Origin of the sequence: Cupriavidus sp. H18C2 (assembly GCF_049393795.1) — a bacterium.
In the GTDB taxonomy this organism is placed as follows: Bacteria; Pseudomonadota; Gammaproteobacteria; order Burkholderiales; family Burkholderiaceae; genus Cupriavidus; species Cupriavidus pauculus_C.
Window position 1 is genome coordinate 432,706 of record NZ_CP186010.1, and the last position, 25,079, is coordinate 457,784.

Consider the following 25,079-nt stretch of genomic DNA (forward strand, 5'->3'; position numbering starts at 1 on the left):
CCCGCGATGATCGCCCTGATCCAGCGCGTATCGCAGGCCCGCGTGACCGTCGGCGGCCGGACCACCGGCGAGATCGGCGCCGGCCTGCTGGCGCTGGTCTGCGCCGAGCGCGGCGACACCGAGGCCCAGGCCGAGCGGCTGCTGGCCAAGCTGCTGTCGTACCGCGTGTTTGCCGATGCCGAGGGCCGGATGAACCTGCCGGTGCAGAACATCGACGGCAACGGCACGGCGGGCGGGCTGCTCGTGGTGTCCCAGTTCACGCTCGCGGCCGATACCAACAGCGGCACGCGCCCCAGCTTTACCCCGGCGGCGTCGCCCGAGGACGGCCGCCGGCTCTATGATCACTTCGTGGCCCGCGCCCGCGCCGCGCATCCGACGGTCCAGACCGGGGAATTCGGCGCCATGATGCAGGTCAGCCTCACCAACGATGGTCCCGTCACGTTCTGGCTGCGCGTGCCGCCGGCCGGCACGGCCTGACGGGCGCCGCCTGACATATCGAAGGAGATTGCCATGAAACTGTGGAGCAACGCCTTTGCGGACAACGCGCCGATCCCCGGCGAGTTCGCGTTCTGCGTGCCGGATGCCGCGGCCCATGTCACGCTGTCGGCCAACCGCAACCCGGACCTGCACTGGGACGACGTGCCGGCCGGCACGCGGTCGTTCGTGCTGCTGGCGCACGATCCCGACGTCCCGAGCCGGGGCGACGACGTGAACCAGGAAGGCCGCGAGGTGCCGGCGTCGCTGCCGCGCGTGGACTTCTTCCACTGGGTGCTGATCGACATTCCGCCCGGCCTGAACACGATCTCGGCCGCCACGCACAGCGACGGCGTGATCGCGCGTGGCAAGCCCGGCCCCGAGGCGCTGGTGGGCACGGCCACCGCGGGCGGCCTGCGCCATGGTGTGAACGACTACACGGGCTGGTTTGCCGGCGACGAGGACATGAAGGGCCACTACTTCGGCTATGACGGCCCGTGCCCGCCGTGGAACGATGCCATCCCGCACCGCTACATCTTCACGGTGTACGCGCTGGATATCGACCGCGTACCCGTGGAAGGCCATTTCACCGGGGCCGACGTGCGCCGCGCGATCGAAGGCCACGTGCTGGCCGAAGCCAGCTACACCGGCACCTACACGCTCAACCCCCGGCTCCTGCAGCAGGCGGGCCAGTAGGCAAGCTGGCGCCCGAACCGAATCCGTCGCCCCCAAGGAACCGGCATGTTGCAAAGCTCCGGCCCGCAGTCGCTGGCCTACACCCACCTGATCGTGATCCGCCATGGCGAGACGGCCTGGAACCGCGAACGGCGGCTCCAGGGCCAGATCGACATCCCGCTCAACGACACGGGCCGGGCGCAGGCCCGCGCGCTGGCCGAGGCGCTGACCGGCGAGCCGATCGACGCGGTGTACACCAGCGACCTGGGCCGTGCCCGCGAAACGGCGACGCCGCTGGCCCAGGCGCTGGGTCTGACGGTGCGCGCCGAGCCGCGGCTGCGCGAGCGCTGCTATGGCGACCTGGAAGGCATGACCTATGCCGAGGTGGCGGAAAAGCGTCCCGAGGATTTCGCGCGCTGGCAGGCCCGCGTGCCCGACTACGCGCCGCCCGGCGGCGAGTCGCTGCGCGAATTCCACGAGCGGGCGGTGGAGGTGGCGCTGTCGCTGTCGCGCCGCCATCCGGGCGAGCGGATCGCGCTGGTGGCCCACGGCGGCGTGCTCGACTGCCTGTATCGCGAGGCCACCGGCATGACGCTGGAGGCGCCGCGCACGCATGAACTGCTCAACGCCAGCGTCAACCGGCTGCGCTGCGACAGCGCCAACCTGACGCTGCTGCAATGGGGCGATGTCAGCCACCTGGAAGCGCTGACGCTCGACGAGGTCGACCGCCGGGTTCCTTGAACTCCGGCCCGGCCCTCAGACGCGCAGCCGGAACGGCGTGAAGTTCGTGTCGCGGTCGTACCAGTCCTCGTTCTCGGCACGCTTCAGGAACGCCACCACCTTGTAGGTGACGGGGGTCATCACGACCTCCCAGCCGGTCTTCAGCACGTACTGTGCGATGGCTACCTGGATGACCTTTTCCAGCGGCCAGATCCCGTAGAACGCAATCACGTAGAACAGCGACGAATCGACCAGCTCCCCGGCCAGCGTCGAGCCGATCGTGCGCGTCCACAGCCAGCGCCCGCCAGTCCACAGCTTCATCTTGGCCAGCGTGTAGCTGTTGGCGAAACTGCCACAGCAGAACGCGATCAGCGATCCCAGCGCGATCCGCCAGGTGTTGCCGAACACGTCTTCCAGGCTCTTCTGGTAGTCGTGCATGAAAGGCGCCACCGGCATGCGCAGCACCACGAAGGCCATGAACGTGGCAAACGCCAGCGCCGCAAAGCCGGCCCACACCACGCGGCGGTCGCGCCCGTAGCCGTAGACCTCGGTCAGCACGTCGCCAAAGATGTACGAGACCGGGAAGAACAGCACCCCGGCGCCGAAGGTGACCGGGCCGATGACCGGCAGCGTCACCTGCGCCGCCTTGGCCGCGCCGATCAGGTTCGAGCACAGCAGCACCGTGACGAACGCCACCATCACGAGGTCGTAGTAGCGATAGACGCGCCCGGTGTGGCCGGAGGGGGCGGGGGCGGCAAGCGGGTCGGGCATGGGGAGATCCGGGGGCGGGGACAGGTTCCGGGCGATTATGCCAGCGGCGCGGCGGATGCGTCGCACGGACGAAAAAAAGCCCGGCCGGAGCCGGGCATCGTCCATCTGCCACCCCGGCGGCGGGGCGGCACCATCGAACCGCTACAGGTCCAGCTTGCTGATCTTGGCGCCGTTCAGCGACACATCGACCATCAGGCCGGCGTTGGTCTGCACGAAGGCGATCACCGGCTGCTGGGCCGTGACCGTGTCGACCATGCCGTTGGCGCCCACCTTGGCCAGCGCCACGCTGGCGTCGGCGCCCACGGTCCAGCCCTTGGACTGCACGAACTTGTTGTACGCGTCGGGCGTCATGAACATGATGATGACCGAGCGCGACTGGCCGCCGGCGGTCAGGCCGATCGACCCGGCGATGGTCCGGTAGTAGCCCTGCGTGGCGCCCTTGCTGCGCAGCGCCCCGTCGCCGTACTCGCCACCCACCACCAGCCCGCCGGACAGCACGCGCGGGAAAATCAGGATGCCCTGCGCGCGGTTGCCCAGTTCCTGGGCGTTCTTCACCGACGCATAGAGCCGGTTCAGCGCGCCGTCCGCGCCGGCGTCGATTTCCTTGCGCTTGGCCGCCGCATCGGTGCCGGCGCCCGTGCCGGTGGTCGTACAGCCGGCCGCAAAGGCGGCCGTGGCCACCAGCAGGCCCGACCCGGCCACGCGGGTCACGAACTGACGTCGATCCATTTGTCGTCTCCTGGAATAGGTGCTGCGTCAGAGGGAGGGGGGAGGCGGCTCAGCCGGCGGCCGGCGCCTTGACCGTGATCGCCACCACTTCCTTGATCACGAACTTGGCCATCTGGCCCTTCTTGATCGATGCCAGGTCGATGTTCGGGTCCTGGACCTTGACGGTGCGCAGCGTCTCGCGCGGGCCGCGGAACGTGACGGTGCGGCGGGCCGTGTCGACGTTGGTGATCTGCGCGGTGATGGTCGTGGTGATCTCGCGCATCACGCCGGGCTTGCCGCCCTCGGGCGCGCGCGACACGCGCTCCACCTGTTCCATCAGCGCCGTGTCCTTGCTGCCGATCGGCTCCAGCGCGGCCACGATGGCGGCGCCGCGCGTCAGCGTGACGATGTCGCCCTTCCGGACGTTGCCGATGTTCTTGGCCTCGTCGCCGGCCACGATCTCCACCAGGTTGCCGCGCGGGCCCTGCACCAGCACCGCGTTGGTCGAGGCGTCGATGTCGACCACCTTGCCGCTGACCACGGCCTCTTCGGCCACGCCGATCGGCGCGGGCGTCGACGGCTTTTGCGCATGGGCGGCGCCGGCCCAGACGAACATCAGGCAGGCGGCGGCGGAAAGGGCGGTTCTGGCTCGCAGTTTCATGGCAGTCCTTAAGGCGCGTAGGCGCGTTTTGTAAAAAGGATGCAGCCATTGTGGACAACCCGCCATAGGCGGGCAATCCACTTCGAAAAAATTTGCAGGCCCTGAGAAAACGTTTAATTGACGGCCCGCGATGGCGGGCTAGGGGGCGTCGAACATGTCGCCGCCGGCGTCCGACCGGGGCGTGGCCAGGCCGAAATGACGGTACGCGGCGGCCGTGGCCACGCGCCCGCGCGGGGTGCGCTGCAGGTAACCCTGCTGGATCAAATAAGGCTCCAGCACGTCCTCGATCGTGTCGCGCGCCTCGCCAATGGCGGCCGCCAGGTTGTCCACGCCCACCGGGCCGCCGTCGAACTTGTGCAGCACGGCCTCCAGCAGCTTGCGGTCCATCAGGTCGAAGCCGACCGTGTCGACATCCAGCATCGCCAGCGCCTTGTCGGCCAGATCGCGCGTGATGGTGCCGTCGCCCTTGACCTCGGCGTAGTCGCGCACGCGGCGCAGCAGCCGGTTGGCAATCCGGGGCGTGCCGCGCGCCCGGCGGGCAATCTCCAGCGCGCCGGCCGGGTCGATGGCCGCGTTGAGCAGGTGCGCAGACCGCGCCACGATGCGCGCCAGTTCGTCGGGCGTGTAGAACTCCAGCCGCGCCACGATGCCGAACCGGTCGCGCAGCGGGTTGGTCAGCATGCCGGCGCGCGTGGTGGCCCCCACCAGCGTGAACGGCTGCAGGTCCAGCTTGACCGAGCGGGCCGCCGGGCCTTCGCCGATCATGATGTCGATCTGGTAGTCCTCCAGCGCCGGGTACAGGATTTCCTCGACCACGGGCGACAGCCGGTGGATCTCGTCGATGAACAGGACGTCGTTGGCTTCGAGGTTGGTCAGCAGCGCGGCCAGGTCGCCGGGCCGTTCCAGCACCGGGCCGGACGTCTGGCGCAGGTTCACGCCCATCTCGCGCGCGATGATGTGCGCCAGCGTGGTCTTGCCCAGGCCGGGCGGCCCGAACAGCAGCACGTGGTCCAGCGCCTCGCGGCGCTTGCGGGCCGCGTGCATGAAGATGTCGAGCTGGCCGCGCACCTTTTCCTGGCCCACGTACTCGTCCAGCAGCTTGGGCCGCAGCGCGCGTTCGAAGGCTTCCTCCTGGGTGGAGGCGGGCGTGGCGGCGATGACGCGCTCGGGCGGGCGGTCACCAGTCAGCTTGTCGGTTTCTATCATGGCGGGTCACAGGCGGGATGGTGCCATTCTACCCGCCATGGGCCGCGTCCTAGCCCTTCGACAGCGCCTTGAGCGCCAGCTTGATGCCCTCGGACACGCCGGTGCCGGCCGGCACCTGCTTGATGGCAAGCGTGGCTTCCTTCTCGGAGTAGCCCAGCGCCAGCAGCGCGTTCAGGATGTCGGCGCTGTCCGGCGCCGGTGTGGTGCCCGGCGCGTGGCCCAGCTCGGCGCCCAGCTTGCCCTTCAGCTCCAGCAGCAGCCGCTCGGCCGTTTTCTTGCCGATGCCGGGGATCTTGGTCAGCCGGCCCGCTTCCTGCATCGTCACGGCCTGCGCCAGTTCCGCCACGGACAGCCCGGACAGCACCGCCAGCGCCATCCGCGCGCCGATGCCGGTGATCTTGATCAGCTCGCGGAACGTGTTGCGCTCGGTGGCGCTGCCGAAGCCGAACAGCAGGTGGGCGTCCTCGCGGACGATCTGCTGCGTGAGCAGCGTCACGGGATGGCCCACGGCCGGCAGGTTGTAGAACGTGCTCATCGGCACAGCGATCTCGTAGCCCACGCCGTGGCAGTCCACGAGCAGGTGCGGAGGGTTCTTTTCGAGCAGGGTGCCGGCGATGCGTCCGATCATGATGGGTGCGAAGGATGAATTGCGCGCCAGTGTAGCGCGGCCGCGTGCAACGCAGGGCGCCGCAATGGCCCGGTCAGCGCCCGTCCACCGCGCGGCGGCCCAGGGCCGGGTCGTCGGTGAAGAAGCCATCCACGCCGGCCGCGATGAACGCCTGCACCTCGCGCACCATGCCGTCCGGGCTGCGCGTGGCGTCGCCGCCCGGCGCGCGCAGCGGCCGGGGCAGGAAGCTGTTCTCGGGGCGGAACGTGTACGGATGGACGGTCAGCCCGGCCGCGTGGGCGTTGGCCACCAGCGCCGTGGGCGCGCCCAGGCCGCCGGCATGGTCGCGCGGGATCACCAGGCTTTTCTCGGGGCCAATGCCGTTGGCGTAGGTGGCCACCTCGCGCAGGCCCAGCGGGGTCAGCATCGACGCATAGGTGCGGCTGTCGCCGGCCAGGCGCCAGTCGGCGGGGCGGCCCTGGGCGCTGCCCAGCAACTGCACGATCCGCACGTTGGGCATCGACGCGCCCAGCAGCCGCTTCATCGTGCGCAGCGGGCCCACCTCGAACGACTGCACGTAGACGGGCGCGGTGCGGGCGTAGCTGCTGTGCTGCAGCGCGGCGGCCAGCTTTTCCTCCAGCGGCAGGCCGATGCCGCGGAAGTAGCTCGGGTGCTTCAGTTCGGGATAGATGCCGACGCGGCTGCCGCGCCGGGCAGACGCCTGTTCGGCCAGCTTCAGGATCTCGTCGAGCGTGGGAATCTCGAACTGGTCGTTCAGCTTGGCGTTGTAGGGCCGCAGGTTCGGAATGCGCTCGCGGGCGCGCAGCGTCTTCAGCTCGGCCAGCGTGAAGTCCTCGGTGAACCAGCCGTCGATGCGTTCGCCGTCGATGACCTTGATGCGGCGCCGGCCCGCAAACTCGGGCACCTCGGCCACGTTGGTGGTGCCGGTGATATTGTTCTCGTGCCGCGCCACGAGCACGCCGTCGCGCGTGGCCACCAGGTCGGGCTCGATGATGTCGGCGCCGTCGTCGATGGCCTTCTGGTACGACGCCAGCGTGTGCTCGGGCCGCAGCGCGCTGGCGCCCCGGTGGCCGATGACCAGCGCGGGCGGGGCCGGCGGGCGGGCCGTCGCGGCCGGCGCCGGGGCCTGCGCGGCCGGCGGCGCCGGAGCCACCGGCGCGCGCGGCGGCGTGGCGCAGCCCGCGATCAGCGTGGCAGTGGCGGCGGCAAGGGAAAGACGGCGGGCAAGGGCGTGCGGCATCGGGGGCGTTCCTGGCGGGATCTCGAACGCAAATTCTAAGCGAGCCGGGCGGGGGAGGAGAGGGCGGCGGACGGGCGGTCCGCCGAAGCGCATTGGCCGATCAGCCGATCAGCCGATCAGGCGGCCGCGCCGGACGCGCAGCCCCTTGCGGGCCAGGTCCGGCGCCATGCCGGCGAGCGTGCCGAGCGTGTCGCCGCCGTTGGCGTGGCAGATTGCCACGCCCAGCGCGTCGGCCGCGTCGGAGCTGGGGCGGCCGGACAGCGACAGCAGCCGCATCACCATCTCCTGCACCTGTTCCTTGTTGGCCCGGCCGTAGCCGACCACGGCCACCTTGAGCTGCAGCGCGGTGTACTCGTGCACCGTCAGCCCCTGGCCCACCAGGCCGCAGATGGCGGCGCCGCGCGCCTGGCCCAGCATCAGCGTGGACTGCGGGTTGACGTTGACGAACACCTTCTCGATGGCCGCGCAGTCGGGCGCGTAGGTGCGCGCCACCTCGGCAATGCCGTCGTAAAGCGTCTTCAGCCGCTGTGGCAGGCTTTCGTCGCCATTGCTGCGGATGGTGCCCGACGCCACGTACGCCAGCTTGCTGCCGTGCTTCTCCAGCACGCCAAAGCCGGTGGTCCGCAGGCCGGGGTCGATGCCGAGGATGCGCATGAAGCGGCGGGCGCCGGCTTAATGCCGGAAGTGCCGCGTTCCGGTCAGCACCATGGCGATGCCGCGCTCGTCGGCCGCGGCAATCACCTCGTCGTCGCGCATCGAGCCGCCCGGCTGGATCACGACCGTGGCGCCGGCGTCCACCACCACGTCCAGGCCGTCACGGAACGGGAAGAACGCGTCCGACGCCACGGCCGAGCCGGCCAGCGACAGCCCGGCGTTCTGGGCCTTGATGCTGGCGATGCGGGCCGAATCCACGCGGCTCATCTGGCCCGCGCCCACGCCCAGCGTCATGCCGTTGCCGCAGAACACGATGGCGTTCGACTTGACGAACTTGGCCACGCGCCACGCGAACATCAGGTCGTCCATTTCCTTGGGCGTCGGGTGGCGGCGCGTCACCACGCGCAGCTCGGACGGCTGCACGTTGCGCGCGTCCGGGCCCTGCACCAGCAGGCCGCCGCCCACGCGCTTCAGGTCGAACTGGTTCACGCCGCCGCCCAGCGGAATCTCCAGCAGGCGCACGTTCTGCTTGGCCGCGAACACGTTGCGCGCGGCGGTGCTGAACGACGGGGCAATCAGCACTTCGACAAACTGCTTCGCCACGGCCTGGGCGGCCGCCTCGTCCAGCTCGACGTTGAACGCGATGATGCCGCCGAAGGCCGAGGTCGAGTCGGTCTTGAACGCCTTTTCGTACGCTTCCAGCGCGTTGGCGCCCACCGCCACGCCGCACGGGTTGGCGTGCTTGATGATCACGCAGGCCGCGCCGGCTGCCGCCTCGAACGACTTCACGCACTCCCAGGCCGCATCGGCGTCGGCGATGTTGTTGTACGACAGTTCCTTGCCCTGCAGTTGCACGTAGTTGGCCAGCGCGCCGTCCACGGCCTTCAGGTCGCGGTAGAACGCGGCCGACTGGTGCGGGTTCTCGCCGTAGCGCATTTCCTGCACCTTCTCGAAGGCCAGGTTCAGCGTCTGCGGGTAGCTGCTGCGGCCCTGGTGCGACTTGTCGCTGCCCAGGCTGGTCAGGTAGTTGGTGATCGCGCCGTCGTACTGGGCCGTGTGCGCGAAGACCTTGGTCGCCAGGCGGAAGTTCGTGTCGTAGCCCACGGCGTTGCCGTTGGCGCGCATTTCGTCCAGCACCACGGCGTAGTCGGCCGGATCGACGATCACGGTCACGTCGCGGTGGTTCTTGGCCGCCGAGCGCAGCATGGTGGGGCCGCCGATGTCGATGTTCTCGATGGCGTCGGGCAGCGTGCAGTCGTCCTTGGCCACGGTCTGCTGGAACGGGTACAGGTTGACCACCAGCAGGTCGATCGTCGGGATCTTGTGCTCGGCCAGCGCGGCCATGTGCTCGGGCAGGTCGCGGCGGGCCAGGATGCCGCCGTGCACCTTCGGGTGCAGCGTCTTGACGCGGCCGTCCAGCATTTCGGGAAAGCCGGTGTAGTCGGCCACTTCCGTGACCGGCAGCCCGGCGTCGGCCAGCAGTTTGGCGGTGCCGCCGGTGGAAAGCAGCGTCACGCCGAGCGCGTTCAGTTCGCGCGCGAAGTCGACGATGCCGGTCTTGTCGGAGACGGAAAGGAGTGCTTGCTTGATCATGGCTTGGGGGAACGCGTCAAAGTAATCCGTGTTGCTGCAGCTTCTTGCGAAGGGTGTTGCGGTTGATGCCCAGGTACGCGGCCGCCAGCGACTGGTTGCGCTCGGCGCGCACCATCACGGCTTCCAGCAGCGGCCGCTCCACGGCCTCCAGCACCATGTTGTACATGTTGGACGGCACTTCGCCGTCCAGGTCGCGAAAGTAGGTATCCAGGCTGTCCCGGATACATTGGTCGATGGCGTTGCGGCTCATGCGGCAAGCAGTTCCCGTTTCTTGTTGTTGTCGATGTTGTCTTGTGCGTCCGGCGCGGCGTCGTCGACGTAGACCAGGCGGTCCGAGATGGCCGCCTGCTCGTCGAAGAACGCATTCACGGCCTCAAGCTGCGCGTCCGTGGTTTCCAGCGTGTTCATCCGGTGGCGGAACAGGTTCGCGCCCTTGAGCCCACGCGTGTACCAGGCGATGTGCTTGCGCGCGGTGCGCACGCCGGTGAACTCGCCGTAGAACGCGTAGTGGTCGGCCAGGTGGTGGTTCATGATCGCGCGGATCTCGGCCACCTCGGGCGACGGCAGCAGCTCGCCCGTCTTCAGGAAGTGCTCGATTTCGCGGAACAGCCACGGGCGCCCCTGGGCGGCGCGGCCGATCATGATGGCGTCGGCGCCGGTCACCTGCAGCACGTGGCGCGCCTTCTGCGGCGACGTGATGTCGCCGTTGGCCACCACGGGGATGCGCAGCGCCGCCTTGACCGCGGCAATGGTCTCGTACTCGGCCTCGCCGTGGTACAGGTCGGCGCGGGTGCGGCCGTGGATCGTCAGCATGCTGATGCCGGCGTCCTGGGCCATGCGCGCCACGCGCAGCGCGTTCTTGTGCTCGCGGTCCCAGCCGGTGCGGATCTTCAGCGTCACGGGCACGCGGTCGCCCACGGCGCCCACCACGGCCTCGACGATCCGCACCACGAGCGGTTCGTTCTGCAGCAGCGCCGACCCGGCCGCCACGTTGCAGACCTTCTTGGCCGGGCAGCCCATGTTGATGTCGATGATCTGCGCGCCGCGGTCGACGTTGTAGCGCGCCGCCTCGGCCATCATCGACGGCTCGGCGCCGGCAATCTGTACCGAGATCGGCTCGACCTCGCCCGTGTGATTGGCACGCCGCATGGTCTTTTCGCTTTTCCACAGCTGGGCGTTCGACGCGACCATCTCGGACACTGCGTAGCCGGCGCCGAGCTGCTTGCAGAGCTGGCGGAACGGGCGGTCCGTCACCCCGGCCATCGGGGCGACAAAGAGGTTGTTGCGGAGCGTGTGGGGACCGATCTGCACGGTGGCGGCGCGTTGCGAAAGAAGCGAAAAAGGAAAGCCCGGCTGGTGCCGGCAATCCGGCAAACGGCGCCGGGGGTCGTATGCGAGGCCGGGATTTTACCGCCAAACCGGTACGGTTGCCCAATAAATGAGCAAATATCATGGAGCGGGGGCGGCGGCACGCCCCGGCACCTTGATCCGGCCGGCTAGCGCCGGGCGCCGAACATCATCTGCCGCGCCAGCGCGTGCTTGAGCGGCGCCACGCAGGCCAGCGCCGCCAGCGACGCCCCGCGCGCATGGGCCGCCAGCGGCCCGCCCACGCCAAACACGCGCGGCAGCAGGTCGGTGATGCCGATCGTCATCGCGCGGTCCAGGCGGTGGCGGCCCGCAAAGGCCTGCAACGCCTGCGGCGTGCAGCCGGCGCGCAGGGAATCGGCCAGCGCGAAGGCGTCGCGCAGGCCCAGGTTCAGGCCCTGGCCGGCCACCGGATGTAGCGTCTGCGCCGCATTGCCGACGGCCACCACCCGGTGCTGCACCGTGACCGGTGCCGCGTTCAGGCCCAGCGGAAACCCGTGGCGCTTGCCCACCAGCGTGAAGCGGCCCATGCGCGTGCCGAAGGCGCGGCCCAGTTCATCGGCAAACAGATCGTCCGGCAGTGCCAGCCGCCGCTGCGCCTGCTCCGGCGCGCAGCACCAGACCAGCGCGTAGCCGGTGACACCATGGTCCTCGTGCGGCAGCAGCGCCAGCGGGCCCTCGTCGGTGAACCGTTCCCAGGCCCAGCCCGGCAGCGGTTGCGTGCACGTGACGTGGCCGATGATCGCCGTCTGGCCGTAGTCGCGGCGGCGCGCCGGATCGGTGCCGCGCGACAGGCGCTGCGCCTGCTGGTGGAACAGCCCGCCTTCGGCCTGCACGGCGATGCGGGCCGCAAAGGCCACGGGCAGGCCCTCATGGTCGGCGTGCGACACGCCGGTCAGCCGGACCACGGCGCCGGGCTGGCGTGCGCGCGCATCGTCGCCGCTGCCCTGGTCGAGATCGTCGATGCGGGTCTCGAACGCGCGTTCCAGCCGGCCGGGCGCGGCGTCGGCCGCCCGCGCCAGCGCGCGTTCCAGCGCCAGGCACAGGTCGCCGTACTTGACCACGTGGCCCAGCGCGGGCACGCCGTAGTCGTCGTGATGAAGCTTCACATGGCCAAAGCGGCCGCGCTGCGACACGTGGATGTGCTCGATCGGCTGCGCCGGCACGGGCCACGCGCCAATCTGCTCCAGCAACTGGCGGCTGCCGTGCGACAGCGCGATGGCGCGCGGGTCGCGCGCGGCGCGGGCCGGCGTGGCGGCATCGATGAGCACGATGCGCCATGGCGTGGTGCGCAGCAACTGGCAGGCCAGCGCCAGCCCCACCGGGCCGCCGCCGACGATGGCCACGTCGTGCGGCTCGCCGTGGCTGGTGCCAGGGGTGCCCAGGGTACCGAGGGTGTCAGCGTTGGCCGGCTGTGTCATGGTCGGGCTCCTCGTGCGCCGGGGCGGCGTCGGCCGCCGGGGCTTCGCCGCGCTTCCAGAGGTTGGCGTCGGTGCGGGCCTTGCCCGCGGCCGCGTCGCGCATCGCGTTGTCGAGCTTCTGCTGGTGGAAGCCCGGCAGCGCCTGCAGGCGCCGCAGCAGCGCGTCGTGGTTGGCGGCGGTCATCGGCACCACGCAGCCCTGCTGGCTCTGCGCGTCGCCGGCCAGGATCAGCCACGGCGTGCCGGTCCATGGCGCGCGGTCGGACACGCGCACCACCACGCGCTCCAGCGCGTCCCACGCCAGTTCTTCGCGCTGGCCGTCCGGGCGATGCACGACCAGGCGGTCGTCATGGAGATTCACCACGAACGGCTGGTTCGGATCCACGGGATGCACCGTGCTCCGGTGCTTCGGCACGCCCACGCCAAACAGCTTGCTCAACAACGCCTTCATCGCGCCGCTCCTCCGTTGCCGCGCATCAGTGCCTCGATCTCGTCGGCCTTCACAGGCACGCCGCGCGTGATCAGTTCGCATTCGCCCGCGCTCACCACGGCGTCATCCTCGATGCGGATGCCGATATGCCAGTAGCGCTCGGGCACGTCTTCGGCCGGCCGCACGTAGATGCCCGGCTCGATCGTCAGCACCATGCCGGGTTCCAGCGGCCGCCACGGGCGCTCGCCCTCGTGGCCGGCCGGCAGCGGGCCGGGCACGCGGTATTCGCCCACGTCGTGCACGTCCATGCCAAGCCAGTGGCCGGTGCGGTGCATGTAGAAGCGGCGGTAGCTGCCGCTGGCCAGCACGTCGTCGAGCGTGCCTTCCTTGTTGCGGTCCAGCAGGCCCGTGTCGAGCATGCCCTGCGCCAGCACCTTCACCGCGGCGTCGTGCGGCACGTTGTACGGCACGCCGGCGCGGGTCTCGGCGATGGCGGCGTCCTGCGCGGCCAGCACCAGGTCGTACAGCTCGCGCTGGGCCGGCGAGAAGCGGCCCGAGACCGGGAACGTGCGCGTGATGTCAGACGCATAGCCGTCCAGCTCGCAGCCGGCGTCGATCAGGCACAGGTCGCCGTCGCGCAGTTCGCCGGGGCCGGCGCGGTAGTGCAGCACGCAGGCATTGGCCCCGCCGGCCACGATCGAGTTATAGGCCACGCTCTGGGCGCCATGGCGGCGGAATTCGTACAGCAGTTCGGCTTCCAGGTGGTACTCGCGCAGCCCGGCGCGCGTCGCGCGCATGGCGCGCACGTGGGCCTGCGCCGAGATCTCGGCCGCGCGGCGCATCGTCGCCAGCTCGCCGGCGTCCTTGAACAGCCGCATTTCGTCGAGCAGCGTGCGCACGTCCATCGCCACCGACGGCGACGAGACGCCGGCGCGGCCCTGCATGCGCACGCCATCGATCCAGCGGCGCACGTCGGCGTCGATGGTGGCGGTGGCGGCCAGCGGGTAGGCCAGCTGGGCGCAGTTGGCCAGCAGCGGGGGCAGCAGCTTGTCGATGTCCTCGACGGAATGGGCCTCGTCGAAGCCGAACGTCGCGCGGGCGCCTTCGGGGCCGAAGCGGAAGCCGTCCCAGATCTCGCGTTCCTCGTGCCTGGGGCGGCAGAACAGGATGCTGCGGTCGCCGCCTTCGCCCGGCGCGCCGGCCACGAGCACCAGCACGGCCTCGGGTTCAGTGAAGCCGGTCAGGTAATAGAAATAGCTGTCGTGCCGGTACGGGTAGTCGCTGTCGCGGTTGCGCATGGCTTCCGGCGCGGTGGGCACGATCGCCACGCCACCGCCGGTGGCGCGCAACTGTTGCAGCACGCGGGCACGGCGGTCGCGGCACGCGCCAAGGAGAGCGGAATCGGGTGCGGACATGAGGCAGGCCGGTGAGGGGAATGTGCCGATTCTAAACCCGCCGGCCGGCGGTGCGGGCACGCCATGCGCCGCAACGGGCGCACAGTAGGCCGCTTGGCGGGGCGGCGGGCGCGGGCGTCAGGCCCGCAGGGCGCGGTCCAGCGCGGCCAGCTGGGCCGGCGTGCCGACGTTTTCCCAGCGGCCGTCGAAGCGCTCGCCGGTGGCGGTGCCGGCCCCGATCGCAGCGCGGTAGTACGGCGACATGGCCACCTTCTGCCCCGGCGCGATGTCGCGGAACAGCCGCGTGTCGTAGAGGCCGATGTTGCCGAACGTCAGCGCCTGGCCCGGCTGGCTGGCGTCGGGCAGGTGCAGCTGGCCGTCGTCGCCGAGCACGAAGTCGCCGCGCGGGTGGAAGTCGGGATTCGGCACCATCACGAGGTGCATCTGCGGCCGCGCCGCGCCGGCCATCCTGCGCGCGCGCGGCAGCAGCGACGCGTAGTCGAAATCGCAGAAGATGTCGCCGGATACGGCCAGGAAGACGTCGTCGCCCGCGCCGGCGGTCAGCAGCGGCAGCGCCTGCGCGATGCCGCCCGCCGTCTCCAGCGCCGTGCCTTCCGCCGACCAGTGCAGGCGCACGCCAAACTGGCGGCCGTCGCCCAGCGCCGCTTCGAGCCGGTCGCCCAGCCACGCATGGTTGATGACGATATCGGACAGCCCCGCGCGGGCCAGCGCCTCGATCTGCCAGACGATCAGAGGCTTGCCGCCCACGGCCAGCAGCGGCTTGGGCGTGGTGTCGGTCAGCGGGCGCATGCGGTCGCCGCGCCCGGCGGCAAAGATCATCGCTTTCAAAGCAGGGACTCCAGGGCGATCAGCGTGGCCATGCCGCCGGCAATGGTCCAGCCGACGCTGCGCGTGCGCGCGGCGATCACGATGGCGACCAGGCCGGCCACCAGCCGCGCGTTGTAGGGGCTCAGGTACACCGCGCCGTCGCGCATCAGCAGGTCCGGCGCGATCAGCGCGGACAGCATCGCGGCCGGCACGAACTGCAACGCCGTGCGGAACCACGGCGGCAGGTGCACGCGGCCTTCGACGGCGATGAACGACAGGCGGATCAGGTAGGTGGCCAGGCCCGCGCCCAGGAACACCCAGAGCAAGGTCAGGGAACTCATGCCGCGTGCTCCTTGCCGTCGGCGCGGGGCGCTCGCTGGCCGCCACGGGGGTGCCCCCGCAGCAGCAGCATGCCCGCCGCGATGCCGCCCAGCGCCGCCACCATGATCCCGAGCTTGTGCGGCATGGCGTAGCACACCACGGCCAGCGCCGTGGCCACCAGCGCGGCGGCCACGTGGGCGCGATGCTTGAGGTTGGGCACGATGATCGCGACGAACGTCAGCGGCAGGAAGAAGTCGAGCGGCCAGTCGCGCGGCACCTGGGCGCCCACCAGCACGCCGGCCAGCGTCGACACCTGCCAGCTCGTCCACAGCGAGACGCCGGCGCCGAAGTAGAACCAGTGGCGATAGCGCGCGCGGGGGCCGGTATCGCCCAGCCGGCGCGTCATGGCGGCGAAGGCCTCGTCGGTCAGCAGGTAGGCCACCAGCGCCTTCCAGCGGCGCCAGCGACGGCGCGATCGTGGCCGAATAGAGCGCGTGCCGCAGGTTGACCATCGCCACGGTGAACGCGATGACCAGCGCCGGCGTGCCGGCCGACCAGAGCTGGGTCAGGATCATCTGCGACGCGCCGCCGAAGACGATGGCGCTCATCGCGCAGGCCAGCCAGGCCGGCATGCCGGCGTTGACCGCCAGCACGCCATAGATCAGGCCGAACGGCACCACGCCGAGCAGCATCGGCGCCAGCGCGCGCACGCCGGCCCACCACTCGCCACGGCGGGTGATGGCGGGGTCTGCGGCGGAGTCAGGGGGCGTCGGCACGGTTCAGAACGTGAGGCCGGTGGGGCGCTCGGTGCCTTCCAGCGCGTCCAGCAGCCGCACCAGCTTGCGCATTTCGGAATAGCGGCCGGCCACGCTGCGCGTGTACTTGAGCACCAGCGGCAGGTTGGCCAGGTAGCCGTCCTTGCCGTCGCGGTGGTACAGCCGCGCGAAGATGCCAAGCACCTTCAGGTGGCGTTGCAGGCCCATCCACTCGAAATCGCGGTAGAAATCGCCAAAATCGGCCGCCACGGGCAGGCCGGCCTTGCGGGCGCGTTCCCAGTAGCGTATCAGCCAGTCGAGCTGCTGCTCTTCTTCCCACTCGATATAGGCGTCGCGCCACAGCGACACGGCGTCGTAGGTGATCGGCCCGATCACGGCGTCCTGGAAGTCCAGGATGCCGGGGTTGGCGCCCACGCTGGCGCCTTCGGGCAGGACCATCAGGTTGCGCGAGTGATAGTCGCGGTGAACGTAGACCTGGGGCTGGGCCAGGTTGTTGGCCAGGATGGTGTCGAAGACTTCGCGCAGGTCGGCCTGCTGGCGGTCGTCCAGCGTGGCGCCCAGATGGCGGGCCACGTACCACTGCGGGAACAGGTCCAGCTCGCGCTGCAGCAGCGCGCGGTCGTAGGCCGGCAGCTCGCCGGGGCGCGTGGCGAGCTGGATGCGGACCAGCGCGGCGGCGGCGTCCTCGTACAGCGGGCGGGCGGAGGCCTCGTCCAGGCGCGACAGGTAGGTCTGGCTGCCCAGGTCGGCCAGCAGCAGGAACCCCTGGTCGAGGTCCTGCGCCAGCACGGTGGGCACCGTCACGCCGGCATCGCCGAACAGCCGGGCCACGTGGATGAACGGGCGGCAGTCCTCGTGCGCGGGCGGGGCGTCCATCACGATGGCGGTCGGATGGGCCGGATGGCCGGTGCGCACGCGGAAGTAGCGGCGGAAGCTGGCGTCGGCCGAAGCCGGCGCGCAGGAAGACGGGTCGATCGACCACGCCGCGCCGAGCCCGGCTACCCACGATTTCAGTTGTTCGATACGCGGGTCGTGGCCCGGGTCGTCATTGAGTGCTGCCATGCCGGAAAGGGAGAATACGATGCCCCGTATAATACCCGACCAGACCCGGGCGCCGGGTGGCCCCCGGGAGGGGCCTTTGTCGCCCCGCAGCCCGCTCTGGCATTGGGCTGGGGGCCGTTGGGAGCCGCCATGCGGCGTCCCGCGCCGCGCCCGCCGCCGAGCCGACCGACAACCGTTTGCATGACCGAACAACAACGACGATCGCCGCATTCAACGGCCACCCGACCGCCTGCGCGCCAGGGCCAGCCCCGGCGCGCCCTTGCGCATGCCTCGGCCTTGCGGCCGCTCGTGCTGGCCATGGCCGGCCTCTCGGTCAACGCGCACGCCCAGTACGGCGGCGCGTCGGCGATTCCCAACATCGAGATGGTGGAGCCCGTCGTCACCGAGGTGGTCGAGCCTCCGCCCCCGCCGCCCGAGGCGGGCGAACTGGTACCAAGCCTGACCGAGCCGCCGCGCCGGCCAGGTACCGCCAGCAGCAACACGCTGGGCGTGGCGCCCGCGTCGACGCCGTCGAACCCGAATGCGCCGGCCTACGTGTCGGGCGACCGCATGACGGGCTACAACGAGAAGGGCGTCGAACTGGAAGGCAACGCCGAACTGCGCCGCGACGGCGGCGTGGTCAAGGGCGACAAGCTGACCTATGACCAGGACACCGACGAGGCCCATGCCACGGGCAATGTGCGGATGTCCAAGAGCGGCACGCTGGCGGTGGGCCCCGAGGCCAAGCTGCGCGTGCAGGCCAACGAAGGCTACATGCTGTCGCCGGACTACTATTTCCAGCAGACCGGCGGCTCGGGCAGTGCGGAGCGGATCGACTTCATCGATCCCGACCGCAGCACGCTCAAGAAGGCGAGCTATACGACCTGCTCGCCCGACAACGCGGACTGGTACTTCAGCGCCCGCAAGCTCGACCTGGACAGCGACCGCGAAGTGGGCGTCGCCTATGGCGGCGTGCTGCACTTCTTCGGCGTGCCCGTGGCCGGCGCGCCGGCGTTCTCGTTCCCGCTGAACAGCGAGCGCCGCAGCGGCGTGCTGCCGCCGCTGTTTGGCTACAGTTCCAAGTCCGGCGCCGACATCACGGTGCCGTACTACTTCAACCTGGCACCGAACCGCGACCTGACGCTGTTCCCGCGCATCCTGTCGTCGCGCGGCCTGCAGCTCGGCGGCGACTACCGGTACCTGGGCGACGGCTACAGCGGCCGCATCCGGGCGGAAATCCTGCCCGACGACAAGAAGGCCGACCGCGACCGCTGGGCCTACTCGATCCAGCACACGCAGCGGATCATCCCCGGCATGACGGCGTTCGCCAACGTCAGCAAGGTGTCGGACGACCAGTATCCGGACGACCTGACGCGCAGCGTCTCGCAGTCCACGCTGCGCCAGTACACGCAGCAGGGCGGGGTGACCTACAACTGGGGCGACTTCACGTTCCTGGCGCAGGTCCTGAAATTCCAGACGCTGCGGCCCAGCGAGCCCTCGTACGAGCGCGAGCCGCAGCTCAATGCGAAGTACACGAAGTACGACGTAGGCGGCTTCGACATCGCCATCGACACCGACTACACGCGCTTCAAGATCCCGCTGACGTCCACGGGGTTCCAGCAGCCGGAAGGCAACCGCGCGTACTTCCAGCCGACCATCAGCTACCCGATCATCCGGCCGGGCTGGTATGTGACGCCGAAGGTCATCTTCAACGCGGCCCAGTACAACATGGACGCCGGCACGAACACGGCCGGGGCGCCCAACACGCTGAGCCGCACGATCCCGACGGTCAGCCTGGATTCGGGCATGACCTTCGAGCGCGAGGCGCCCGGCATCAGCCGGCTGTTCGGCGTGAACTACACGCAGACGCTGGAGCCGCGCCTGTTCTACGTCTACACGCCGTTCCGCGACCAGAGCCAGTTCCCGCTGTTCGATACGGCGCAGTCCGACTTCAGCTACGGCCAGATTTTCACGGAAAACCCGTTCAGCGGCGCGGACCGGATTGCCGACAACAACAAGCTGACCGCGGGCCTGACCACGCGCCTGATCGAGTCCGAGACCGGCGTGGAGCGCTTCCGCGGCACGATCGCGCAGCGCGTGGACTTCACCGGCCAGCGCGTGCAGATCAGCGGCACGCTGAACGACACCAAGCCGTCGTATTCCGACCTGCTGGCGGCCACGACGATCCAGCTTTTCCGCGGCTACTACCTGGACGCGGGCATCCAGTGGAATCCCGACGAAAACCGCGTCAACTACTCGAACGTGGCGTTCCAGTGGCGGCCGGACTCGCGCAAGCTGCTCAACATGGGCTATCGCTACCGCCGTCCGACGTCGGTCACCGACAACACGGCCATCGACCAGTTCGAGGTCTCGGGCCAGTGGCCGATCACGCAGCGCGTCTACGGTATCGGCCGCGTGGCGTACGACCAGTCGGCCAGCCAGCTTGTGGACGCGCTGGCCGGCTTCGAATACGCGGCGGACTGCTGGGTGGGCCGCTTCGTCTACCAGCGCTTCCGCAACACGACCAACGGCTATACCGGACGGGTGTTCCTGCAGGTGGAATTCCGCGGCCTGTCGAAGGTTGGCTCGAATCCGCTGGACATGCTGCGCCTGAACGTGCCGGGCTACGAGCCCGTGACCGCGCGGCCGGTGCCCACGTCCCCGTACGATCACTATGAATGACGGACCAAGATGAAACGTCAAGCTTTTTCGGTAATGTTCCGCCTGAACTCGTGGCAGCAACTGCTGCTCTCCGCGGTGCTGGTCACGCTGGCCGCACCGGCCGCCGCGCAGCTCCGCGCCCCGGGGTCCGGCCGCACGCAGGGCATCTTCATGCCGGGCGGGTCGCCGTCGTCGTCCACGGTGGCGCCGAGCCAGCCGCAGCTCGGCGTGCCGCAGCCGGCGCAGAAGCGCTCGCAGTTGGTGGACGAGGTGGTGGCCATCGTCAACAACAGCGTGATCACGCGGCGCGAGCTGCTTGACCGGGCCGACGAGGTCGAGAGCCAGCTCCGCGCGTCCAACCGTCCGGTGCCCGAGCGGCCCGACCTGCTGGGCGAGGTGCTGGAGCGGCTGGTGATGGACCGCGTGCAGACGCAGGCCGCCCAGGACGCCGGCATCAAGGTGACCGACCAGGAAGTGGATCGCGCGATCGAATCGGTCGCGCAGCAGAACAAGATGTCCGCCACCGAGCTGCGCCGCCGCGTGGAAGCCAGCGGCATGACGTGGTCCAAGTACCGCGACGAACTGCGCAAGCAGGTGCAGGTGATCCGCCTGCGCGAGCGCGAGGTCGATTCGAAGGTGCAGGTCTACGACGGCGAGATCGACAACTACCTGGCCGCCCGCAGCGGGCAGTCGGCCGCCACGGGGCCCACCGAGTACAACGTGCAGCAGATCCTGGTGCGCGTGCCGGAGGACGCCTCCGAAGCCCAGAAGGCCCAGTTGAAGGCCAAGGCCCAGGGCCTGCTCAAGCAGGCGCAGGGCGGTGCCGACTTTGCCGAGCTGGCGCGGTCGAATTCCGACGCGCCCGAGGCGGCGCAGGGCGGCGCGATCGGCTTCCGCGAAATTGGCCGCCTGCCGGCGCTGTTCGCCAACGCCATCGTCGACCTGCAGCCGGGCGGCGTGGTGCCGGACGTGGTGGAATCGGCCAACGGCTTCCACGTGCTGAAGCTGGCCGCCAAGCGCACCGGCGCGCCGGCCCAGCAGGCCGCCAGCGACCGCATCACGCAGACGCAGGTGCGTCACATCCTGATCCGCACCGGCCCGAACATGCCCGAGGCCGAAGCCCGCCGGCAGATGACCACGCTGCGCGACCGCCTGACCCACGGCACCGATTTCGCCGATGCGGCGCGGCGCTACTCGCAGGACGGCTCGTCCCAGCAGGGCGGCGAGCTGGGCTGGGTGTCGCCAGGCGAACTGGTGCCCGAGTTCGAGCAGGCCATGAACCGCCTGCGTCCGGGCGAGATCTCCGAGCCCGTGGTCACGCAGTTCGGCGTGCACCTGATCCAGGTGGAAAACCGCCGCGAGACCGAGGTATCGGCCGAGAAGCAGCGCGACTTCGCCCGCCAGGAAGTCCGCGAGCAGAAGCTGCGCGCCGCCTATGATGACTGGGTGCGCCAGCTCCGCAGCGCGGCCTACGTGGAATACCGGATCAACCGCCAGCGCTGACGCGCCGGCCAGCCTGCCATGCCCGACCCTGCACCCGCTCCCCTCGCGCTAGCCATCACGACCGGCGAACCCGCCGGCATTGGCCCCGACATCACGATCGGTGCCCTGCTGCAGCTCGTGGGCACCGGCAACGGCATGGGGCAGGGGCACTACCGGTTCCATGTGATCGGGGACGCGCGCCTGCTGGCGCAGCGCGCCCAGGCGCTGGGCGTGGCGCACGCGTGGCAGCGGCGCATCGCCGACGGCCAGGTGGTGGTGGAAGACGTCGCGCTGGGCGTGCCCTGCGCGCCCGGCCAGCTCGACGCGCGCAACGGCCGCTACGTGCTGGCGCTGCTCGATGCCGCCATCGACGGGCTGCGCGACGGCCGCTATGCCGCCATGGTCACCGCGCCGGTGCAGAAGAGCACGATCAACGACGCCGGCGTGCCGTTCACGGGCCATACCGAATACCTGGCCGAGCGGGCCGCCGTGCCGCGCGTGGTGATGATGCTGGCCGGCCCGCAGCCCGCGCATGACAACGCGATGCTGCGCGTGGCGCTGGCCACCACGCACCTGCCGCTGCGCGCGGTGCCCGACGCGCTGGCCGTGCCGATGCTGCTGGAAACGCTGACCATCGTCGACCACGACCTGCGGCGCCACTTCGGCATCGCGCGGCCGCGCATCCTGGTGACCGGGCTCAACCCGCATGCCGGCGAGTCCGGCCACATGGGCCGCGAGGAAATCGACATCATCTCGCCCGCGCTGGCGCTGGCCGTCGACGCCGGCATCGACGCGCGCGGCCCCTATCCCGCCGACACGCTGTTCCAGCCGCGCCACCTGCGCGATGCCGACTGCGTGCTGGCGATGTACCATGACCAGGGACTGGCGCCGCTCAAGTACGGCACCTTCGGCCACGGCGTCAATGTCACGCTGGGCCTGCCCTTTATCCGCACATCGGTGGACCACGGCACCGCGCTCGACCTGGCCGGCAGCGGCCGGGCCGAGCACGGCAGCATGATCGAGGCCATCCGGTGCGCCACTTTGATGGCTGGCCACGCCAGCGGACGCCACGGCAACGGCGCGTCCGCCAACGGCCGCCACTGACCTATGCGTTCAAACGTGCACCAGGGCCATGTGGCCCGCAAACGATTCGGGCAGAACTTCCTGGTCGACGACGGCATCATCTACGGCATCGTCAACGCGATCGACCCGCAGCCGGACGACGTCGTCGTCGAGATCGGCCCGGGCCTGGGCGCGCTGACCAACCCGCTGCTCGAACGCCTGCCCGCCATGCAGGTGGTGGAACTCGACCGCGACCTCGTCGAGCGCCTGCGCAACCGCTACACCGACCGCCTGACCGTCCATGCCGGCGACGCGCTGGCATTCGATTTCGGGCAGCTCAAGCAGCCCGGCCGCGCGCTGCGCATCGTCGGCAACCTGCCGTACAACATCTCCAGCCCGCTGCTGTTCCACCTGATGGATTTTGCCGATGTGGTGCGCGACCAGCACTTCATGCTGCAGAAGGAGGTGGTCGAGCGCATGGTGGCCGAGCCCGGCAGCAAGGCGTTTGGCCGGCTGTCGATCATGCTGCAGGTGCGCTACCACATGGAACACGTGCTCGACGTGCCGCCCGCGTCGTTCAACCCGCCGCCCAAGGTCGATTCGGCCGTGGTGCGCATGATCCCGTGGCCGCGCGGCGAGGACGGCGCGCTGCAATCGCCGTACCCGGCCTGCGACCCCGAAGTGCTTGGCGACGTGGTGACGGCGGCGTTCTCGCAGCGCCGCAAGGTGCTGCGCAACACGCTGTCGTTCCTGCGCGACCAGGTCGACTTCGACGCGCTCGGCTTCGACCTGGGCCGCCGCGCCGAGGAAGTGCCGGTGGCCGAGTACGTCGAGCTGGCGCGCATCGTCGGCAAGGGCGCGGCGCCGCCCGCCCGCGGCGTGGCCTGAGGCCGGCCGCCGCCCACAGCATTCCCAGAACCCCCGAACATTCCCGAAGCTTTCGCGACGCTCATGACCGAACCGACCAAGACCGACCCGCGTCCCGTCATCCTGACCGGCGACCGCCCGACCGGCCCGCTGCACCTGGGCCACTACGTGGGCTCCCTGAAGAGCCGCGTGGCCCTGCAGGAAACGCATCGCCAGTACGTGCTGCTGGCCGACACGCAGGCGATGACCGACAACGCCCACGATCCGGACAAGGTGCGCCGCAACGTGCTGGAAGTGGCGCTGGACTACCTGGCCGTCGGCATCGACCCGGCCAAGACCACGATCACGGTGCAGTCGCACCTGCCGGCGCTGGCCGAGCTGACGCTGATGTACCTGAACTTCGTCACGGTGTCGCGCCTGGAGCGCAACCCGACGATCAAGGAAGAGATCCAGGCGCGCGGCTTTGGCCGTGACATCCCGGCCGGCTTCCTGTGCTACCCGGCGTCGCAGGCCGCCGACATCACCGGCTTCAAGGCCGTGCTGGTGCCGGTGGGCGAGGACCAGGCGCCGCTGATCGAGCAGACCAACGAGATCGTGCGCCGCATCAACCACCAGGTGGGCCGCGACGTGCTGCCCGAGGCCGCCGCGCTGATTCCCAAGCACGGCCGCCTGCCGGGCGTCGACGGCAAGGCGAAGATGAGCAAGTCGCAGGGCAACGCCATCCCGCTGGGGGCGTCGCCGGACCAGATCCGCGAGGCCGTGCACAAGATGTACACCGACCCGAACCACCTGAAGGTGTCGGACCCCGGCCAGGTGGAGGGCAACGTCGTGTTCACGTACCTGGATGCGTTCGATCCCAACGTCGAGGAAGTGCAGGCGCTCAAGGACCACTACCAGCGCGGCGGCCTGGGCGACATGGTGCTCAAGCGCCGGGTGGAAGGCATCCTGCAGGAAATGCTGCGCCCGATCCGCGAGCGCCGCGAGGCGCTGGCGAAGGACCCGGGCTACGTGTTCGACATCCTGCGCAAGGGTACCGAGGTCAGCCGCGAACTGACCCAGCAGACGCTGGACGAAGTGCGCGGCGCGCTGGGCATGTTCTCGTTCCCGCGCTAAACCCGTCCGTTACCGTCCCTCCGCCGCCTGGCGGAGGGGCCGGCCACCCCCTCCCAGCCGCGGGCGTCAGCCCCGCCGGTTCACCAGCACGATTCCCGCCAGCACCAGCACCGCCGCCACGGCGAAGCGCAGGCCGACCTGGTCGTGCATCAGCAGCACGCCGAATGCCACGCCGAACAGCGGCGTCAGGAACGAGAAGACCGACAGCCGCGACGCCAGGTACTGGCGCAGCAGCCAGAACCAGATCAGGTAGCTGGCAAAGGCGATCAGCACAGACTGGTAGAACAGGCTGGCCACCACGAAGCCGGTGACTTCCACGCGGTGGACCTGCCCGGCCGCCAGCGCCATCGCCAGCAGCAGTACCGCCGACACCGCCAGCTGGTACAGCAGCGTCTTGCTGGCCGGCGCGTGGGACAGCTTGCTGCCGCGCACGAGGATCGTCGTGGCGGCCCAGAGCGCGCCGGCCAGCACGCCCAGCGCGTCGCCGAGCAGCGTGCCGCCCTGCGCCGACGGCGAGACGATGCCATCGGCAAATGCCAGCACCATGCCGACGAAGGCCAGCACCACGCCGGCCCACTGGGCGCGCTGCAGGTGCTCGCCGGCGACGAACAGGTGCAGGCCCAGCGCCGTGAAGATCGGCGCGGTGTACAGGAACACCGCCATGCGCGACGCGGTGGTGTGTCCCAGCCCGACGAAGATGCAGAAGAACTCGGCGCCGAACAGCAGCCCGGCGCCGATGCCCGCGCGCAGCGTGCCGTCGCGCTCCCAAAGCGGGGTGCCGCGCCAGGCGGCGAACGCAAAGACCAGCAGCGCGGCGATGGCGGAGCGGACGCCGGCCTGCAGCACGGCGCCCATCAAGGGGGCGGTGACCTTGATCACCACCTGCTGGAGTCCCCATGCGGCGCACAGCAGCACCATCAGGCCGATGGCCGTGCTGTCCAGCGGGCGCCTTGTTATCGTTTGTGTACCCATCGCGGCGTGGCGTCCG

25 protein-coding genes and 1 pseudogene are annotated in these 25,079 nt (G+C 70.1%); 8 read left to right on the forward strand and 18 right to left on the reverse strand.

What is annotated here, in order from left to right; genetic code table 11:
* The first annotated feature begins 6 nt into the window (after positions 1-6).
* The 3 genes from dtd to EPAKOI_RS02040 are packed head-to-tail and all read left to right on the forward strand — an operon-like array spanning position 7 to position 1,890.
* Positions 7-477 (forward strand): D-aminoacyl-tRNA deacylase, encoded by a 471-nt coding sequence (gene dtd, locus EPAKOI_RS02030; protein ID WP_124682429.1) that lies wholly within the window; start codon positions 7-9, stop codon positions 475-477.
* A 33-nt stretch (positions 478-510) separates the two neighbouring features.
* The gene (locus tag EPAKOI_RS02035; RefSeq protein WP_124682428.1) at positions 511-1,170 is read left to right on the forward strand and encodes a YbhB/YbcL family Raf kinase inhibitor-like protein; all 660 of its coding nucleotides are present in this window, start codon (positions 511-513) and stop codon (positions 1,168-1,170) included.
* Positions 1,171-1,215: 45 nt separating this feature from the next.
* Positions 1,216-1,890 carry a histidine phosphatase family protein gene (locus EPAKOI_RS02040; protein WP_124682427.1) on the forward strand — a complete coding sequence of 225 codons (675 nt, stop codon included), beginning with the start codon at positions 1,216-1,218 and terminating at the stop codon, positions 1,888-1,890.
* 15 nt (positions 1,891-1,905) lie between these two features.
* Here the strand turns inward: EPAKOI_RS02040 and EPAKOI_RS02045 are convergent, their stop codons facing one another.
* From EPAKOI_RS02045 to EPAKOI_RS02125, 17 genes and pseudogenes are all read right to left on the reverse strand, one after another.
* The gene (locus EPAKOI_RS02045; RefSeq protein WP_124682426.1) at positions 1,906-2,640 is read right to left on the reverse strand and encodes a queuosine precursor transporter; all 735 of its coding nucleotides are present in this window, start codon (positions 2,638-2,640) and stop codon (positions 1,906-1,908) included.
* 141 nt (positions 2,641-2,781) lie between these two features.
* Positions 2,782-3,369 carry a BPSL1445 family SYLF domain-containing lipoprotein gene (locus EPAKOI_RS02050; protein WP_124682425.1) on the reverse strand — a complete coding sequence of 196 codons (588 nt, stop codon included), beginning with the start codon at positions 3,367-3,369 and terminating at the stop codon, positions 2,782-2,784.
* A gap of 49 nt (positions 3,370-3,418) precedes the next feature.
* Positions 3,419-4,009 (reverse strand): hypothetical protein, encoded by a 591-nt coding sequence (locus tag EPAKOI_RS02055; RefSeq protein ID WP_423192835.1) that lies wholly within the window; start codon positions 4,007-4,009, stop codon positions 3,419-3,421.
* Between the two features lie 138 nt (positions 4,010-4,147).
* Positions 4,148-5,215, reverse strand: coding sequence for a Holliday junction branch migration DNA helicase RuvB (gene ruvB, locus EPAKOI_RS02060; RefSeq protein WP_313837719.1), 1,068 nt, complete (start codon positions 5,213-5,215; stop codon positions 4,148-4,150).
* 49 nt (positions 5,216-5,264) lie between these two features.
* The gene (gene ruvA / locus EPAKOI_RS02065) at positions 5,265-5,843 is read right to left on the reverse strand and encodes a Holliday junction branch migration protein RuvA (RefSeq protein WP_313837720.1); all 579 of its coding nucleotides are present in this window, start codon (positions 5,841-5,843) and stop codon (positions 5,265-5,267) included.
* A 73-nt stretch (positions 5,844-5,916) separates the two neighbouring features.
* Entirely contained in the window at positions 5,917-7,083 is a 1,167-nt protein-coding gene (locus tag EPAKOI_RS02070; protein ID WP_124682421.1) for a glycerophosphodiester phosphodiesterase, read from the reverse strand.
* Between the two features lie 108 nt (positions 7,084-7,191).
* Positions 7,192-7,737, reverse strand: a complete 546-nt coding sequence (gene ruvC / locus EPAKOI_RS02075; RefSeq protein WP_124682420.1) for a crossover junction endodeoxyribonuclease RuvC — start codon at positions 7,735-7,737, stop codon at positions 7,192-7,194.
* Positions 7,738-7,755: 18 nt separating this feature from the next.
* Positions 7,756-9,330, reverse strand: a complete 1,575-nt coding sequence (gene purH / locus EPAKOI_RS02080) for a bifunctional phosphoribosylaminoimidazolecarboxamide formyltransferase/IMP cyclohydrolase (RefSeq protein WP_124682419.1) — start codon at positions 9,328-9,330, stop codon at positions 7,756-7,758.
* A gap of 16 nt (positions 9,331-9,346) precedes the next feature.
* Positions 9,347-9,580, reverse strand: coding sequence for a Fis family transcriptional regulator (locus tag EPAKOI_RS02085; RefSeq protein ID WP_061954782.1), 234 nt, complete (start codon positions 9,578-9,580; stop codon positions 9,347-9,349).
* The gene (dusB, locus tag EPAKOI_RS02090; RefSeq protein ID WP_423192836.1) at positions 9,577-10,641 is read right to left on the reverse strand and encodes a tRNA dihydrouridine synthase DusB; all 1,065 of its coding nucleotides are present in this window, start codon (positions 10,639-10,641) and stop codon (positions 9,577-9,579) included. Before dusB ends, EPAKOI_RS02085 begins: the two co-directional genes overlap by 4 nt.
* 185 nt (positions 10,642-10,826) lie before the next feature.
* Positions 10,827-12,116, reverse strand: coding sequence for a UbiH/UbiF/VisC/COQ6 family ubiquinone biosynthesis hydroxylase (locus EPAKOI_RS02095; RefSeq protein WP_423192837.1), 1,290 nt, complete (start codon positions 12,114-12,116; stop codon positions 10,827-10,829).
* On the reverse strand, positions 12,094-12,567 hold the full coding sequence (locus tag EPAKOI_RS02100; RefSeq protein ID WP_313837722.1) for a hypothetical protein: 474 nt from the start codon (positions 12,565-12,567) through the stop codon (positions 12,094-12,096). The genes EPAKOI_RS02095 and EPAKOI_RS02100 overlap by 23 nt, the downstream gene beginning before the upstream one ends.
* Positions 12,564-13,961 (reverse strand): aminopeptidase P N-terminal domain-containing protein, encoded by a 1,398-nt coding sequence (locus EPAKOI_RS02105; protein ID WP_423192838.1) that lies wholly within the window; start codon positions 13,959-13,961, stop codon positions 12,564-12,566. The genes EPAKOI_RS02100 and EPAKOI_RS02105 overlap by 4 nt, the downstream gene beginning before the upstream one ends.
* A 117-nt stretch (positions 13,962-14,078) precedes the next feature.
* Positions 14,079-14,789 (reverse strand): N-acetylmuramate alpha-1-phosphate uridylyltransferase MurU, encoded by a 711-nt coding sequence (gene murU / locus EPAKOI_RS02110; RefSeq protein WP_423192839.1) that lies wholly within the window; start codon positions 14,787-14,789, stop codon positions 14,079-14,081.
* A complete protein-coding gene (locus EPAKOI_RS02115; RefSeq protein ID WP_423192840.1) occupies positions 14,786-15,109 on the reverse strand; it encodes an AzlD domain-containing protein in 324 nt (107 codons plus the stop codon). Before EPAKOI_RS02115 ends, murU begins: the two co-directional genes overlap by 4 nt.
* A pseudogene (locus EPAKOI_RS02120) lies at positions 15,106-15,781 on the reverse strand (AzlC family ABC transporter permease). Before EPAKOI_RS02120 ends, EPAKOI_RS02115 begins: the two are co-directional and overlap by 4 nt.
* Positions 15,782-15,868: 87 nt before the next feature.
* A complete protein-coding gene (locus EPAKOI_RS02125) occupies positions 15,869-16,927 on the reverse strand; it encodes an aminoglycoside phosphotransferase family protein (RefSeq protein ID WP_313837725.1) in 1,059 nt (352 codons plus the stop codon).
* A 180-nt stretch (positions 16,928-17,107) separates the two neighbouring features.
* Between EPAKOI_RS02125 and EPAKOI_RS02130 the strand changes: the two genes are divergently transcribed.
* The 5 genes from EPAKOI_RS02130 (at position 17,108) to trpS (ending at position 24,091) form a co-directional block, all read left to right on the forward strand.
* Positions 17,108-19,588, forward strand: coding sequence for an LPS-assembly protein LptD (locus EPAKOI_RS02130; protein ID WP_423192841.1), 2,481 nt, complete (start codon positions 17,108-17,110; stop codon positions 19,586-19,588).
* 9 nt (positions 19,589-19,597) lie between these two features.
* Complete coding sequence (locus tag EPAKOI_RS02135; RefSeq protein ID WP_423192842.1) at positions 19,598-21,070, forward strand: peptidylprolyl isomerase; 1,473 nt, start codon at positions 19,598-19,600, stop codon at positions 21,068-21,070.
* A gap of 18 nt (positions 21,071-21,088) precedes the next feature.
* Positions 21,089-22,153, forward strand: coding sequence for a 4-hydroxythreonine-4-phosphate dehydrogenase PdxA (gene pdxA, locus EPAKOI_RS02140; protein ID WP_124682408.1), 1,065 nt, complete (start codon positions 21,089-21,091; stop codon positions 22,151-22,153).
* A 3-nt stretch (positions 22,154-22,156) separates the two neighbouring features.
* Positions 22,157-22,999 (forward strand): 16S rRNA (adenine(1518)-N(6)/adenine(1519)-N(6))-dimethyltransferase RsmA, encoded by an 843-nt coding sequence (rsmA, locus tag EPAKOI_RS02145; RefSeq protein ID WP_423192843.1) that lies wholly within the window; start codon positions 22,157-22,159, stop codon positions 22,997-22,999.
* A 63-nt stretch (positions 23,000-23,062) separates the two neighbouring features.
* A complete protein-coding gene (trpS, locus tag EPAKOI_RS02150) occupies positions 23,063-24,091 on the forward strand; it encodes a tryptophan--tRNA ligase (protein WP_124682406.1) in 1,029 nt (342 codons plus the stop codon).
* A gap of 66 nt (positions 24,092-24,157) precedes the next feature.
* Here trpS and EPAKOI_RS02155 read toward each other — a convergent pair whose 3' ends face one another.
* Positions 24,158-25,063: a DMT family transporter gene (locus EPAKOI_RS02155; RefSeq protein WP_423192844.1), complete on the reverse strand. Its 906-nt coding sequence runs from the start codon at positions 25,061-25,063 to the stop codon at positions 24,158-24,160.
* Between the last annotated feature and the right edge of the window lie 16 nt (positions 25,064-25,079).

What these genes read in the sequence shown, in the direction of transcription:
- rsmA (WP_423192843.1), top strand. Translation starts at nt 22,157, where the DNA reads ATGCGTTCAAACGTGCACCAGGGCCATGTGGCCCGCAAACGATTCGGG.
- trpS (WP_124682406.1), top strand. Translation starts at nt 23,063, where the DNA reads ATGACCGAACCGACCAAGACCGACCCGCGTCCCGTCATCCTGACCGGC.
- EPAKOI_RS02155 (WP_423192844.1), bottom strand. Translation starts at nt 25,063, where the DNA reads ATGGGTACACAAACGATAACAAGGCGCCCGCTGGACAGCACGGCCATC.
- EPAKOI_RS02105 (WP_423192838.1), bottom strand. Translation starts at nt 13,961, where the DNA reads ATGTCCGCACCCGATTCCGCTCTCCTTGGCGCGTGCCGCGACCGCCGT.
- pdxA (WP_124682408.1), top strand. Translation starts at nt 21,089, where the DNA reads ATGCCCGACCCTGCACCCGCTCCCCTCGCGCTAGCCATCACGACCGGC.
- EPAKOI_RS02095 (WP_423192837.1), bottom strand. Translation starts at nt 12,116, where the DNA reads ATGACACAGCCGGCCAACGCTGACACCCTCGGTACCCTGGGCACCCCT.
- EPAKOI_RS02045 (WP_124682426.1), bottom strand. Translation starts at nt 2,640, where the DNA reads ATGCCCGACCCGCTTGCCGCCCCCGCCCCCTCCGGCCACACCGGGCGC.
- EPAKOI_RS02125 (WP_313837725.1), bottom strand. Translation starts at nt 16,927, where the DNA reads ATGGCAGCACTCAATGACGACCCGGGCCACGACCCGCGTATCGAACAA.
- EPAKOI_RS02135 (WP_423192842.1), top strand. Translation starts at nt 19,598, where the DNA reads ATGAAACGTCAAGCTTTTTCGGTAATGTTCCGCCTGAACTCGTGGCAG.
- EPAKOI_RS02085 (WP_061954782.1), bottom strand. Translation starts at nt 9,580, where the DNA reads ATGAGCCGCAACGCCATCGACCAATGTATCCGGGACAGCCTGGATACC.
- EPAKOI_RS02035 (WP_124682428.1), top strand. Translation starts at nt 511, where the DNA reads ATGAAACTGTGGAGCAACGCCTTTGCGGACAACGCGCCGATCCCCGGC.
- EPAKOI_RS02070 (WP_124682421.1), bottom strand. Translation starts at nt 7,083, where the DNA reads ATGCCGCACGCCCTTGCCCGCCGTCTTTCCCTTGCCGCCGCCACTGCC.
- EPAKOI_RS02040 (WP_124682427.1), top strand. Translation starts at nt 1,216, where the DNA reads ATGTTGCAAAGCTCCGGCCCGCAGTCGCTGGCCTACACCCACCTGATC.
- ruvA (WP_313837720.1), bottom strand. Translation starts at nt 5,843, where the DNA reads ATGATCGGACGCATCGCCGGCACCCTGCTCGAAAAGAACCCTCCGCAC.
- EPAKOI_RS02130 (WP_423192841.1), top strand. Translation starts at nt 17,108, where the DNA reads ATGACCGAACAACAACGACGATCGCCGCATTCAACGGCCACCCGACCG.
- EPAKOI_RS02050 (WP_124682425.1), bottom strand. Translation starts at nt 3,369, where the DNA reads ATGGATCGACGTCAGTTCGTGACCCGCGTGGCCGGGTCGGGCCTGCTG.
- EPAKOI_RS02100 (WP_313837722.1), bottom strand. Translation starts at nt 12,567, where the DNA reads ATGAAGGCGTTGTTGAGCAAGCTGTTTGGCGTGGGCGTGCCGAAGCAC.
- EPAKOI_RS02055 (WP_423192835.1), bottom strand. Translation starts at nt 4,009, where the DNA reads ATGAAACTGCGAGCCAGAACCGCCCTTTCCGCCGCCGCCTGCCTGATG.
- dtd (WP_124682429.1), top strand. Translation starts at nt 7, where the DNA reads ATGATCGCCCTGATCCAGCGCGTATCGCAGGCCCGCGTGACCGTCGGC.
- EPAKOI_RS02115 (WP_423192840.1), bottom strand. Translation starts at nt 15,109, where the DNA reads ATGAGTTCCCTGACCTTGCTCTGGGTGTTCCTGGGCGCGGGCCTGGCC.
- ruvC (WP_124682420.1), bottom strand. Translation starts at nt 7,737, where the DNA reads ATGCGCATCCTCGGCATCGACCCCGGCCTGCGGACCACCGGCTTTGGC.
- purH (WP_124682419.1), bottom strand. Translation starts at nt 9,330, where the DNA reads ATGATCAAGCAAGCACTCCTTTCCGTCTCCGACAAGACCGGCATCGTC.
- ruvB (WP_313837719.1), bottom strand. Translation starts at nt 5,215, where the DNA reads ATGATAGAAACCGACAAGCTGACTGGTGACCGCCCGCCCGAGCGCGTC.